Below are 11,776 nucleotides of genomic sequence, written 5' to 3'. Positions count from 1 at the left end.
GGCGGGTTTGCCGAACCAGGGGCGTATGGCAATCACCGCAGCCACGGCCACCCCCAGGGCGGCGGCGATCACGATGGCGGCAATGAACAGCGGGGCCAGGGCATGGCCGTGACGCAAACCGGCTTCCAGCAGCTGTTCCTTGGCGATAAAGCCGAACAGGGGCATGACCCCGGCCAGGGACAGGGCGGCCAGGCCGGCGCTGGCACTGGTAACGGGCAGATAGCGGGCCCAGCCGCCGGTATCGAGGAAATCTTTGCGACCGGTCTGGTGGTCGATGATGCCGGCCACCATGAACAGGGCGCCCTTGTACAGGGAGTGGGCCAGCAGGTAGCTCATGGCCGCCAGCAGGGCAGTGCGAGTCCCCAGGCCGATCAGCAGGGTCAGGGTGCCCAGGGCCATGACGGTGGAATAGGCCAGCATGCGTTTGATGCCGGTGGCGCGCAGGGCCAGGAAGATGCCCAGCACCATGGTGATGGCGCCGGCGCTGCCCAGCAGCAGGAGCCACAACTCGGTGCCGCCCATGGCCGGGTGCAGCCGTGCCAGCAGGTAGATACCCGCCTTCACCATGGTGGCCGAATGCAGGTAGGCGCTCACCGGGGTGGGCGCGGCCATGGCGTTGGGGAGCCAGAAATGGAACGGGAACTGGGCGCTCTTGGTGAAGGCGCCGAGCACGATCAGCACCAGTGTCAGCCCGTAAAGCGGATGGGCAACGATGGAGTCGCCCCGGGTGATCAGCTCCGACAGCTCATAGCTGCCGCCGATGTGGCCCAGCAGGATAAAGCCGGTCATCAACGCCAGCCCGCCGCCCACGGTGACGATCAGCCCCTGCAGGGCCTTGGCCCGGGCGTTGGCGTCTTCGTGGTTGAAGCCGATCAGCAGGTAGGAAGTGATGCTGGTGAGTTCCCAGAACACGAACAACACGATCAGGTTGTCGCTGAGCACCACGCCCAGCATGGCGGCCATGAAACACAGCAGCAGCACATAGAGCCGGGGCAGATCCCGGTGGCCTTCCAGGTAGCGGCCGGCGTAGATAAAGATCAGTGCGCCGATGGCGCAGATCATCAGGGCAAACAGCAGTGACAGGCCATCAAGCATGAAGCTCAGCGGCATGGCCAGCGCAGGGACCCAGTCGATGTGGGTAAGCTGCGGGCCTTGCTGGGTGACCGGTAGCCATTGCAGGAAAAAATACAGTGTCAGCCCGGCGGGGAGCAGGGCGAGAAGCCAGCCACTGTAACGGGGAAAAAGCCGATGCAGGGCAGGGGCCAGGGGTGCGAGCAAGAATCCAGACAAGATGCCTGTCAGCATGGCGCTCCGTTATCAGTAGCCCGCTTTCGCGGAATATGGCATCACCGTAAAACGATGATTAGCATGGAATTATGCTACGCATTATGTGAAATCTCAGGCAAGGTAAAGTTCCTTTTTGAGGCGAAAAAAGCGGCCTGCCGCTACTTATTTAAGAGCGTTGATCGGGGTAAAAAAATGCATATTTTTTTGGTTTTCGCCTGGCGTGTGTAACAAGAAGAAAACAAAAGAGGGTGCGTGCCTGTTTCCTGTTGTCCGGTTTGCTCGCTGTAACAGCTGCCGCTGCCGGAGGGATTCTTGCAAGGGAAGGGGGGCATGGCATACTTGCCGAGTTTTGCTGCCTGTGGGTAGCACAAGGATTGTTATTCAAGAGAGCACATGATGTTGCCTGCAATTGTTTTGCTTCCTCTTCTGGCGGCGCTTCTGCCCATGTTTACCCGCCATCTGGGGAGACGCTGGTGCGCCCTGCTGGTGGCGCTGCCGGTGGTGGCCGCCCTGGGCTTGTTGGCCCAGGCGTCCTTGCCGATCTGGGAAGGGGGGATGCAGCAGTGGTCCATGACCTGGTTGCCGTCTCTGGGATTGAACCTGGCCCTGCGCCTGGATGGCCTGGCGTTGCTGTTCTGCGTGTTGATTCTGGGTATCGGTTTGCTGGTGGTGGTGTATGCCCACTATTACCTGCCGGCCAAGGATGACGGCGGTCGCTTCTACACCCTGCTGTTGCTGTTCATGTTCAGCATGCTGGGGGTGGTGACCAGCGACAATCTGCTGTTTCTGGTGTTTTTCTGGGAGCTGACCAGTCTCAGTTCCTTCTTGCTGATCAGCTATAAGCAATACGACAGTGCCGCTCGAAAGGGCGCACGGATGGCGCTGACGGTCACCGGCATGGGTGGCCTGGCGCTGCTGGCCGGGGTGCTGTTGATCGGTCATGTGGTTGGCAGCTTCTCGTTGAGCACGGTGCTGGAGAGTGGTGCGCTGGTTCAGGAGCACGCTCTCTATCCGGTGATTCTCTGCCTGGTGTTGCTGGGTGCGTTCACCAAGAGTGCCCAGTTCCCGTTCCATTTCTGGCTGCCTCATGCCATGGCCGCGCCCACGCCAGTGAGTGCCTACCTGCATTCGGCCACCATGGTGAAGGCCGGCATCTTCCTGCTGGCGCGGTTCTACCCGGTGCTGGCGGGGACCGACCTGTGGTTCTATCTGGTTACCGCTGCCGGTATGGCCACCCTGCTGTGGGGCGCGGTCTGGGCCCTGTTCCAGCACGATCTGAAAGGGCTGCTGGCATTTTCCACCATCAGTCACCTGGGCCTGATCACTCTGCTATTCGGTCTCAACTCGCCGCTGGCGGCGGTGGCCGGGGTGTTCCATATCATCAACCACGCCACCTTCAAGGCGGGCCTGTTCATGGCTGCCGGCATCATCGATCAGCAGACCGGCACCCGTGACATGCGCCGCATCAATGGCCTGTGGAAGTACATGCCCTATACGGCGGTACTGGCCATGGTGGCGTCGGCTGCCATGGCCGGGGTGCCTTTGCTGAACGGCTTCCTGTCCAAGGAAATGTTCTTTACCGAGACCCTGCAGTCCGACCAGCTGGGCGCCCTGAGCTGGCTGCTGCCGCTGGGCGCCACCCTGGGTGGGGTGTTCTCGGTGGCCTACTCGGCGCGCTTTATCCACGATGTATTCTTCAATGGCGAGCCGGTAAATCTGCCCAAGTTCCCGCCCCAGGAACCGCCCCGTTACATGAAGATTCCGGTGGAAATACTGGTGGCCCTTTGTGTGGCGGTGGGGGTGTTCCCGGCGATTACTGTGGCGGCACTGCTGGCGGTGGCGGCCACTGCCACCCTGGGCGGAACCCTGCCCGAGTATCATCTGGCGGTGTGGCACGGACTCAACATTCCGCTGTTGATGAGCGTTATCGCCCTGGTCGGGGGGATCGCGGTGTACGCGTGCCGCCGGCGGCTGTTTGCCTGGTATGCGCGCTTGCCGGAGATCGATGCCAAGCGGGTGTTCGAAGGCCGTATCCAGGCGGTGGTGCGACTGGCCGCCGGTGTTACCCGAGGACTGCAGACCGGTTCCCTTCAGGGGTATCTGGCCTGGGTGCTGGCGCTGGTGGCGGCGGTGCTGGTATGGCAGTTGCCCAACCTGGCCAGCGTCACTGGCGAGCGCGCCATGCTGCCGGTGGATGGGGTATCGGTTCTCTGTGCCTTGATGCTGATTGCTGCCGCCCTGCTGACCACGGTGCTGCATCGCCAGCGGATGATGGCGATTATCTGCCTGAGCGTGGTGGGATTGATCGTGTCGCTGATTTTCGTGCGCTTCTCGGCGCCGGATCTGGCCCTGACCCAGCTTTCTGTAGAAGTGGTCAGCGTGCTGCTGCTGATGCTGGCCATGTACTTCTTGCCGGCGCGGGCCAAGGCGGATTCCAACTCCTTGCGGGTGGGCCGTGATGCGGTGCTGGCGGTGCTGATCGGCACCGGGGTGGCGGTGGCCGCCTTGCTGGTAATGACCACTGACATTGCCACCATCAGCCCCTTCTTCCTGGAAAACAGCGTGCCGGGCGGGGGCGGCACCAATGTGGTGAACGTGATCCTGGTGGACTTCCGTGGCTTTGATACCTTTGGCGAGATTACCGTGCTGGGTATCGCGGCCCTGGGGATCTATGCCCTGCTCAGTGACCTGAAACTGGTGTCCGCCAAGTACGACCCCTTCGGCCGGCCCTGGGCCCATGATGCCCACCCGCTGGTGTTGGTAACCCTGTCGCGGCCACTGTTGCCGCTGGCGCTGATGATTGCGGTGTATATCTTCCTGCGCGGTCACAATCTGCCCGGCGGCGGCTTTGTGGCGGGGCTGATTACCTCGGTGGCCCTGTTGCTGCAGTACGTGGCATCCGGGGTGACCTGGGTGCACAAGCGTATCCCCGGCGATTACCACCCGCTGGTGGCCCTTGGCGTGTTGCTGGCGGGCCTGACTGGGGTGGCGAGCTGGGCCTTCGATGCGCCCTTCCTGACCAGTACCTTTACCCATGTGCACCTGCCTATGATCGGCGATTTCGAGCTGGCCAGTGCCATGCTGTTTGATACCGGCGTGTTCCTCACCGTGGTGGGCGCCACCCTGCTGATCCTCGCCAACCTGGGCAAGCTGTCGCTGCTGGATGACAAGAAGGAGACCACCTGATGGAATTGTTAGTGGCGCTGATTATCGGCGTGCTGGTGGCCACCGGCGTATACCTGTGCCTGCGTGCGCGCACCTTTTCCGTGGTGCTGGGGCTGACCCTGCTGGGTTATGGGGTGAATGTGTTCCTGTTTTCCATGGGCGGCCTGAAGATCAACCAGGTGGCAGTAGTGGGCGCCAGTGCCGACCCCACCGACCCGTTGACCCAGGCGCTGGTCCTCACCGCCATCGTGATCGGTTTCGCCATGACCGCCTTCCTGGTGGTGCTGGCCCTGCGCAGCCAGGGGGAGCAACACAGTGACCATGTGGATGGTCAGGACGGGGAGCAACGTTCATGACGCACTGGATTATTGCGCCCATCCTGATTCCGGCGCTGGCCGGGTTGCTGCTGTTGCTGGAAGTTCGTGAGCGGCAACGGCTGCGGCGGGTGACCGGTTTGCTCTCCTGTATTGCTCTGGTGCCGGTTGCCCTGGTGCTGTGGCAACAGGCCGCCCAGGGTGACGTGGGGGTGTATCAGCTGGGTAACTGGCAGGCGCCGTTCGGCATCGTGCTGGTGCTGGACAAGCTCAGTGCCCTGATGCTGCTGCTGACTGCGGTGCTGGCGTTGGCGGCACTGTTGTATGGCTGCGCCGGTGATGATCGCCGTGGCCCCAACTTCCATTCCCTGTTCCAGTTCCAGTTGATGGGCATCAATGGGGCTTTCCTTACCGGTGACCTGTTTAACCTGTTCGTGTTCTTCGAGGTATTGCTGATCGCCTCCTACGGGCTGGCGCTGCATGGCCGTGGGCCGGAGCGGGTCAAGGCCGGCCTGCATTATGTGGTGCTGAACCTGGCGGGCTCGGCCCTGTTCCTGATCGCCCTGGGGCTGATTTACGGCACCACGGGGACGCTCAACATGGCCGACTTCGCGGTCAAGGCGCAGGCGCTTGAGGGCAGCGAGCAGATACTGGTGACGGTGGCGGTGCTGTTGCTGTGGGTGGTGTTCGGTCTGAAGGCGGCCCTGTTCCCGCTGTACTTCTGGCTGCCGGCCACCTACGCCAATGCCACCGCGCCGGTGGCGGCGCTGTTTGCCATCATGACCAAGGTGGGCATCTACGCCATCCTGCGCATGCAGGCGCTGGCCTTCAGCGACGGGCCGCTGGCCGGGCTGGGGGCTGACCTGCTCTGGTGGCTGGCGCTGGTGACTCTGGCGCTGGCGGCTATCGGGGCTCTTTCGGCGTCACGGCTGGGTGGGCTGGTGGCTTATCTGGTGGTCATGTCGGTGGGTACCCTGGTGGCGGCGCTGAGTTTGGGAGACCCCGGGACTGTCGGTCCGGCACTCTATTACCTGATCCACTCCACCCTGATCTGTGGTGCCCTGTTCCTGCTCTGCGATCTGCTGCGCCGCTCCCGGGGCGATAGCGATGACCGGCTGGAATCCGGCCCGCCACTGGCACATGGCAACTGGCTGGGAGCGGCGTTCTTTGCCGCCGCTGTGGCGGTGGTGGGGTTGCCGCCCCTGTCAGGTTTTGTCGGCAAGCTGGCGTTGTTGCAGGCGGTGCCCAGTGCCCCTTACTGGGCGCTCCTGTTGCTGGCGGGACTGGCTGGCCTGGTGGGCCTGAGCCGGGCTGGTTCCACGCTGTTCTGGCGGGTGCACGGAGAGGTTGTCGGCAAGAAACTCGGTAAGCGGCGTGTCATTCCCATGCTGGCTTTGTTGCTGGTAAGCCCGGCGTTGACCCTGGCCGCGGAGCCTATGCTGCAGCTATGCGCTGGCGTGGCCGATCAGCTGGCGGACCAGACGATTTATATTCGCGCGGTGTTGGGAGGTGCCTCATGAAGCGCTTGCTTCCCTATCCCAGTCTGACCCTGGTGCTGTGGCTGACCTGGCTGCTGCTCAATGGTTTCAGTGTGGGCCATGCCCTGTTGGGGCTGATTCTGGCGGTGGTGTTGCCGCTGGGTACCCGGCCCTTCTGGCCACAGGTGCCGCTGGTCCGTGATCGTATGGGTCTGCTGCGTTTCGTGCTACGGGTAGCCAAGGATATTCTGCTCGCCAACCTGGCGGTGGCTCTGAAGGTGCTGGGGCCGGTGAAGGATCTGCAGCCCGGTTTTGTGGAGGTGCCACTGGACCTGCGCGACAGCTTTGCCATTACCGTGCTTACCAGCACGGTATCGTTGACCCCGGGGACAGTGTCCGCCGATGTCAGCGAGGACCGCACCCGGTTGCTGGTGCATGCCCTGCACGTGGAAGATCCGCAGGCCCTGGTGGCGGAAATCAAGCAGCGCTACGAAGGGCCGATCAAGGAGATTTTCGAATGCTAGAAAGTGCCATCTCGTTGACGTTTGGCCTGCTGACGGTGGCCTGGGTGCTGAACCTGTATCGGCTGGTGATCGGCCCCTCGCTGCCGGATCGGGTGCTGGCGCTGGATACCATGTATATCAACAGCATCGCCCTGATCGTGGTGTACGGCATTCAGGTGGACAGCAAGCTGTACTTCGAGGCCGCCATGCTGATTGCCCTGATCGGCTTTGTCAGCACCGTGGCGGTGGCCAAGTACATAACCCGCGGCGACATCATTGAATAGTGCCTGGCACCCGGTGCCAGGCAAGTGGAGCTTTATATGGACATCTTGATCGAATGGCTGGTGGCGATTTTTGTAGTGGTGGGCGGTATTTTTGCGCTTATCGGGTCCATCGGTCTGGCGCGGTTGCCGGATTTCTACACCCGCCTGCACGGCCCTACCAAGGCCACCACCCTGGGAGTGGGCGGCACCATCATTGCGTCACTGCTGTTTTTTTCCTGGCAGGAACGGGGCCTGCAGCTCCATGAGGTGCTGATCACCCTGTTTCTGTTCATCACCGCGCCGGTGTCTGCCCATATGCTGGCCAAGGCTGCCATGCACCGGGATCTGAAGCGGATGAAGGGGACTCAGGGAGAGCCCTGGAAGCAGTAAAAGCGGCAAGCTCCAAGCAACAAGCTGCAACGCGGAACTGGCAGGACGATGCGGCAAAGCCATGCCTGCGATTTAACGTCGGGTTTGTATGCGGGAATCGCGGAGGTGAGGGGGTCGGTTGGCTGCAGCCTTAATCGCGTTGCAGCTTGAAGCTTGCGGCTTGTGGCTTATTCGATCGTAAAAAATGTAAAAGGTGAAACCGGCAGGAACTTTCGGAAAAACGGTGTGGTCGTAAAGAATAGCTACGGATTGGCACCCCCCGATCCCCCAGTACCCTCGTCGATCCGTAGCTTATTTGGACTCCCCAATCTCTCCCCAGAGGTTGGGGCGGCAAGCCTCCCTGGCAGCACAGTCGTTCCCTTCCCCCAAGATTGCTGCCAGGGATTTTTTTTGCCTGCCGTTTATGTCGGCAGGTCGTGGCAAACTGCAAATTCTTCGCGATTCATCAGCTCGCTATTCTGTATCAAGCAATCGTTGTGCCAGCTTTTCGTGGCTGAGCATTACTGCTTGCTGATCAGTAAGATAGGATTTTCTGTTCGTTTTTTGGTCAGGCAGGGGCGTCCCACGATGGGACTGGAGTGCCCCTTAGTGCCAGTTTTGTGACGCACATCGACAGTCGGGCAAAAAAGCGGGATCAAGGGCTGGAACTTTTCTGCAAAAACGGCAGTCTCTATAGAAGCGACGGGCCGGAACCCCCGATCCCCCAGTACCCTCACCGGTTCGTCGCGTTTTGTCCCGGTCTTTTCCCCCAAAGAGGCCGGGGCGGCAAGCCTCCCCGGCAGCAAGTCGTTCCCTTCCCCCAAGAATTGCTGCCGGGGATTTTTTTGTCTTCAGAAAAGTCGGACGTCTGACGCTAAAAGATGGCCTAGTCGTCCGACATCCGATGTTCGGCGTCTGACCCTATCTCTAGCCATTCCCCCAGTTTTTCCCAGGCCTCGTCGCAGCCGGTACCATTGGTGGCGGAGAACAATTGCAGCGACAGCGGCGCGGGGTGGCCCTTGAGCTGGCTTTGTACCTTCAGCAGGGTGGACTTGGCGGCACCGAACTTCAGTTTGTCGGCCTTGGTCATGAGGATATGGATGGGCATGTTGGCCTGGGCGGACCATTCGAGCATCAGCAGGTCGAAATCCTTGAGCGGATGGCGGATGTCCATCATCAATACCAGCCCCACCAGCACCTGGCGTTCGGCCAGATAGTGGTCCAGGTGTTCCTGCCACTCGTTGCGCTTGCTCTTGGCCACCTTGGCGTAGCCGTAGCCGGGCAGGTCCACCAGGCGCCGTTCGTCGTCCAGGGCAAAAAAGTTGATCAGCTGCGTGCGGCCGGGGGTTTTTGAGGTCCGGGCCAGGGTTCTCTGGCCGGTCAGACGGTTGATGGCGCTGGATTTGCCGGCGTTGGAGCGGCCGGCAAAGGCCACTTCCCGGCCCTCGTCAGGCGGACACTGGTCCAGGCGCTGGGCACTTTGCAGGAAACTGGCCTGATGGAGCAGGATTTCTGCTGGATGATTGGATTGACTGCCCATAACCTTACCCTTCACATGGAATATGACGGCGCGTGCCAGACTGGTATATAATCCCGGCCGCCTGACCCTCCTGGCGGTTGCCAGGGCGGTCGACGTTCTACAAGGGTTTGACGGGAAAGGCAAATCCACACTTCGCCAGCGGTTGACGCCAGCATAGCAGAGGTAGGATATGAAGGGTTTGGTAGCAGGCATTGCATTGATCATGATGGCAGGAGCGGCCACCGCCGCCACTGTGGAAGAGCGCTATAACAGTAGCTGCACCTTCTGCCATACTTCCGGCGCAGCCGGTGCCCCCAAGGCTCACGATGAAGCCGCCTGGAAGCCGTTGCGCGCTAAAGGCATGGATACCCTAGTGAAGCACGTGAAGGAAGGGTACAACGCCATGCCGCCGAAAGGCATGTGTAACGACTGTAGCGACGACGAATACCGTGCTCTGATTGAGTACATGTCCAAAAGCAAATAAGACGCTGTACGAAAGGATAGGCCATGAAGTTTTTCAAACTGTTCGTGCTGATGGCGGCTGCCGTAGTAGCCAACCCGACTCTGGCTGCAGGCGATGCTGAGGCCGGTGAAGCAAAAGCCGCTCCCTGTGCCGCTTGTCACGGCCCTGGCGGTAGCAAGCCGATTGCTGGTAACTACCCGAAACTGGCGGGTCAGGGTGAAGCCTACCTGGTCAAGCAGCTTCAGGATTACAAGTCCGGTAAACGTGAAAATGCCATCATGGCCGGTCAGGCTGCCAACCTGAGTGAGCAGGACATGGCGGATCTGGGGGCGTATTACGCTTCTCAGGAAGCGCAGTCCGGTCAGGCTGACCCGGAATGGGTAGAGCAGGGTGCCAAACTGTATCGCGGTGGTGATGCGGCTAATGGTCTTCCTGCATGCTCGGGCTGCCACGGCCCTGCAGGTCAGGGTATTGATGGCGCCAAGTATCCGCACCTGGCTGGTCAGAATGCCCAGTATGTGGAAGATCAGCTGAAGGCGTTCCGTGCCGCTGGCCGTAATGATCTGGGCGATAACGTGATCAAACGCACCAATGATACCGATGGTGATGCCCCAGGCATGATGCAGACCGTTGCTGCCAAGATGAGCGACTCCCAGATCAAGGCGGTGGCCAGCTACATTGCTGGTTTGTCCAAATAGATCTGATTGGTTACGGTTTGTAGAAAAGGCAGCCTGCGGGCTGCCTTTTTCGTTGTTATCATGAAAAGATAAATGATTCCCCCAGCACTGACGTGTTTTTTGCCCGGTGGCGGGAGAAAATAATGATTCCGGCGGTCCTACCGTGCGGAGACCAACAATAAGGAGATGAACCCATGCTTCGCTTTGTGACGGCTTTGCTGATGAGTCTGGGCCTGGCAACCGCTGCGGTTGCAGCCGATGAACATGCCCGTTTTGCTGTGGACACCCACTACAAGATCCTGGATGTGCCCGGCAATGTGAGTGACCCCAGCAAGGTGGAAGTGCGGGAGTTTTTCTCCTACGCCTGCCCCCACTGTTACTCTCTGGAACCGGCGGTAGATAAGTGGCTGGAATCCAAGCCGGACTATATTGATTACGTGCGCACCCCGGTGCTGTTCCTGCGTAATGCCGAGCCGCTGGCCCGTGCTTACTACGTAGAGGAAACCCTGGGCCTGGTGGATGAAGTCCACGCTCCCCTGTTTGATGCCATTCACAAGCACCGTGAGCCGCTGTTCAATGAACCGGCACTGGCCAACTTCTTCCGTAAATACGGCGTCGAGCCGGACAAGTTCAACCGTCTGTACAGCTCCTTCGGTGTGTCCACCAAGGTTCGTCAGGCGGAGGCGCTGACCAAGGAATACAAGATTCCGGGTGTGCCCAACTTTGTCGTTAACGGCAAGTACCTGGTATTGCGCGAGAACCTGAAGAACACCGGCGAGCTGTTCGAGGTCATCGAGTATCTGGCCAACAAGGAAAGGACTGGCGGTTGATTCATGCTGCTGGATCGTGCCCGCACTGCCTATCGTGACTGGAAAGCCCGCCCTGCGGGCTTTTCCTTCGCCCGGGAAGGGGTGAGGCGCACCCGTCAGACCCGTGAAATTATCCTCCCTGACACGAGCATCAAGCTGCTCAGCTTCAATATCCAGGCCGGCATCGGCAGCCAGAAATTCGGTGATTACATCACCGGCAGCTGGAAGCACCTGGTAGCACATCCGCGCAGCGTGGAAACCATTGAGCAGATTGCCGAGGTGTTGAGCCACTTTGATGTGGTTGGGCTGCAGGAAGTGGATGGCGGCAGCCTGCGCTCGCGTAATATGAATCAGTTGGTGCACCTGGCATCGCTGGGCGATTTTGCCTTCTGGCATCAGCAACTCAATCGTAATCTGGGCCGTCTCGGCCAGTTCAGTAATGGTTTCCTCAGCCGCCATCAGCCCTTTGAGGTGAAGGATCACCGGTTACCCGGTCTGCCTGGGCGTGGGGCCATCATCATCAAGTATGGCCATCCCATCCAGCCTCTGGTGGTGGTGGTTGCCCATCTTGCTCTGGGCGAAAAAGTGCGCAATACCCAGCTGGCTTACCTGACCCGGTTGCTTGAAGGCTACAAGTATGTGGTGATGATGGGTGACTTCAATTGCCGCCTGGAGCACCTGGAAGCATCGCCGCTGGCAGGCCTGGGGCTGCGGACCGTGGAGGCAGACAACCTCAATACCTACCCGAGCTGGGCTCCGGATCGGCACATCGACCATATTCTGCTTTCGCCGGCGTTACAAAGCCGCCATACCCGCGTATTGGAAGATTGCCTGCTGTCTGACCACCTGCCGCTGGCCACGGAAATCCTGATACCGGACGAGGTGATCGCGGCGACGCGAGAACACCGGCTGCCGCTGATTAGTTAATA

Annotated in this window: 12 protein-coding genes; 10 read left to right on the top strand and 2 right to left on the bottom strand. The window is 60.4% G+C overall.

The features are described from left to right. Window positions 1–1,305 (bottom strand): proton-conducting transporter membrane subunit (locus tag HUJ17_RS08835; protein ID WP_290510339.1); only part of this gene is annotated, 1,305 nt, incomplete at its 3' end. Between the two features lie 375 nt (window positions 1,306–1,680). Here HUJ17_RS08835 and HUJ17_RS08830 point away from each other — a divergent pair. The 6 genes from HUJ17_RS08830 to HUJ17_RS08805 are packed head-to-tail and all read left to right on the top strand — an operon-like array spanning window position 1,681 to window position 7,400. Continuing rightward, window positions 1,681–4,473, top strand: coding sequence for a monovalent cation/H+ antiporter subunit A (locus tag HUJ17_RS08830; protein ID WP_290510338.1), 2,793 nt, complete (start codon window positions 1,681–1,683; stop codon window positions 4,471–4,473). Beyond that, complete coding sequence (locus HUJ17_RS08825; protein WP_035245987.1) at window positions 4,473–4,808, top strand: Na+/H+ antiporter subunit C; 336 nt, start codon at window positions 4,473–4,475, stop codon at window positions 4,806–4,808. Before HUJ17_RS08830 ends, HUJ17_RS08825 begins: the two co-directional genes overlap by 1 nt. After that, a complete protein-coding gene (locus tag HUJ17_RS08820; RefSeq protein WP_290510337.1) occupies window positions 4,805–6,286 on the top strand; it encodes a monovalent cation/H+ antiporter subunit D in 1,482 nt (493 codons plus the stop codon). Before HUJ17_RS08825 ends, HUJ17_RS08820 begins: the two co-directional genes overlap by 4 nt. Further along, complete coding sequence (locus tag HUJ17_RS08815; protein WP_035245989.1) at window positions 6,283–6,768, top strand: Na+/H+ antiporter subunit E; 486 nt, start codon at window positions 6,283–6,285, stop codon at window positions 6,766–6,768. The genes HUJ17_RS08820 and HUJ17_RS08815 overlap by 4 nt, the downstream gene beginning before the upstream one ends. Beyond that, complete coding sequence (locus HUJ17_RS08810; protein WP_035245990.1) at window positions 6,762–7,031, top strand: K+/H+ antiporter subunit F; 270 nt, start codon at window positions 6,762–6,764, stop codon at window positions 7,029–7,031. Before HUJ17_RS08815 ends, HUJ17_RS08810 begins: the two co-directional genes overlap by 7 nt. A 36-nt stretch (window positions 7,032–7,067) precedes the next feature. Beyond that, a complete protein-coding gene (locus HUJ17_RS08805; protein WP_290510336.1) occupies window positions 7,068–7,400 on the top strand; it encodes a Na+/H+ antiporter subunit G in 333 nt (110 codons plus the stop codon). An 865-nt stretch (window positions 7,401–8,265) separates the two neighbouring features. Here the strand turns inward: HUJ17_RS08805 and yihA are convergent. Beyond that, window positions 8,266–8,919: a ribosome biogenesis GTP-binding protein YihA/YsxC gene (yihA, locus tag HUJ17_RS08800; protein WP_290510335.1), complete on the bottom strand. Its 654-nt coding sequence runs from the start codon at window positions 8,917–8,919 to the stop codon at window positions 8,266–8,268. 169 nt (window positions 8,920–9,088) lie between these two features. Here yihA and HUJ17_RS08795 point away from each other — a divergent pair, with 169 nt between their 5' ends. From HUJ17_RS08795 to HUJ17_RS08780, 4 genes are all read left to right on the top strand, one after another. Continuing rightward, window positions 9,089–9,382, top strand: a complete 294-nt coding sequence (locus HUJ17_RS08795) for a c-type cytochrome (protein WP_103917179.1) — start codon at window positions 9,089–9,091, stop codon at window positions 9,380–9,382. Window positions 9,383–9,405: 23 nt separating this feature from the next. Further along, the gene (locus tag HUJ17_RS08790; protein ID WP_103917178.1) at window positions 9,406–10,059 is read left to right on the top strand and encodes a c-type cytochrome; all 654 of its coding nucleotides are present in this window, start codon (window positions 9,406–9,408) and stop codon (window positions 10,057–10,059) included. A gap of 173 nt (window positions 10,060–10,232) precedes the next feature. After that, window positions 10,233–10,868, top strand: coding sequence for a thiol:disulfide interchange protein DsbA/DsbL (locus HUJ17_RS08785; protein WP_103917177.1), 636 nt, complete (start codon window positions 10,233–10,235; stop codon window positions 10,866–10,868). Window positions 10,869–10,871: 3 nt separating this feature from the next. Then, window positions 10,872–11,774: an endonuclease/exonuclease/phosphatase family protein gene (locus HUJ17_RS08780; RefSeq protein ID WP_290510334.1), complete on the top strand. Its 903-nt coding sequence runs from the start codon at window positions 10,872–10,874 to the stop codon at window positions 11,772–11,774. The last annotated feature ends 2 nt before the right edge of the window (window positions 11,775–11,776 follow it).

The organism is Alcanivorax sp., from assembly GCF_014762765.1.
Lineage (GTDB): Bacteria > Pseudomonadota > Gammaproteobacteria > Pseudomonadales > Alcanivoracaceae > Alcanivorax.
Note: the sequence above shows the minus strand (reverse complement) of the source record. Positions and strands in the feature narration are given on the sequence as shown.

Excerpts from the sequence above, each read along its gene's own strand:
- HUJ17_RS08830 (WP_290510338.1), top strand. The coding sequence starts at position 1,681 with ATGATGTTGCCTGCAATTGTTTTGCTTCCTCTTCTGGCGGCGCTTCTG.
- HUJ17_RS08825 (WP_035245987.1), top strand. The coding sequence starts at position 4,473 with ATGGAATTGTTAGTGGCGCTGATTATCGGCGTGCTGGTGGCCACCGGC.
- HUJ17_RS08820 (WP_290510337.1), top strand. The coding sequence starts at position 4,805 with ATGACGCACTGGATTATTGCGCCCATCCTGATTCCGGCGCTGGCCGGG.
- HUJ17_RS08815 (WP_035245989.1), top strand. The coding sequence starts at position 6,283 with ATGAAGCGCTTGCTTCCCTATCCCAGTCTGACCCTGGTGCTGTGGCTG.
- HUJ17_RS08810 (WP_035245990.1), top strand. The coding sequence starts at position 6,762 with ATGCTAGAAAGTGCCATCTCGTTGACGTTTGGCCTGCTGACGGTGGCC.
- HUJ17_RS08805 (WP_290510336.1), top strand. The coding sequence starts at position 7,068 with ATGGACATCTTGATCGAATGGCTGGTGGCGATTTTTGTAGTGGTGGGC.
- yihA (WP_290510335.1), bottom strand. The coding sequence starts at position 8,919 with ATGGGCAGTCAATCCAATCATCCAGCAGAAATCCTGCTCCATCAGGCC.
- HUJ17_RS08795 (WP_103917179.1), top strand. The coding sequence starts at position 9,089 with ATGAAGGGTTTGGTAGCAGGCATTGCATTGATCATGATGGCAGGAGCG.
- HUJ17_RS08790 (WP_103917178.1), top strand. The coding sequence starts at position 9,406 with ATGAAGTTTTTCAAACTGTTCGTGCTGATGGCGGCTGCCGTAGTAGCC.
- HUJ17_RS08785 (WP_103917177.1), top strand. The coding sequence starts at position 10,233 with ATGCTTCGCTTTGTGACGGCTTTGCTGATGAGTCTGGGCCTGGCAACC.
- HUJ17_RS08780 (WP_290510334.1), top strand. The coding sequence starts at position 10,872 with ATGCTGCTGGATCGTGCCCGCACTGCCTATCGTGACTGGAAAGCCCGC.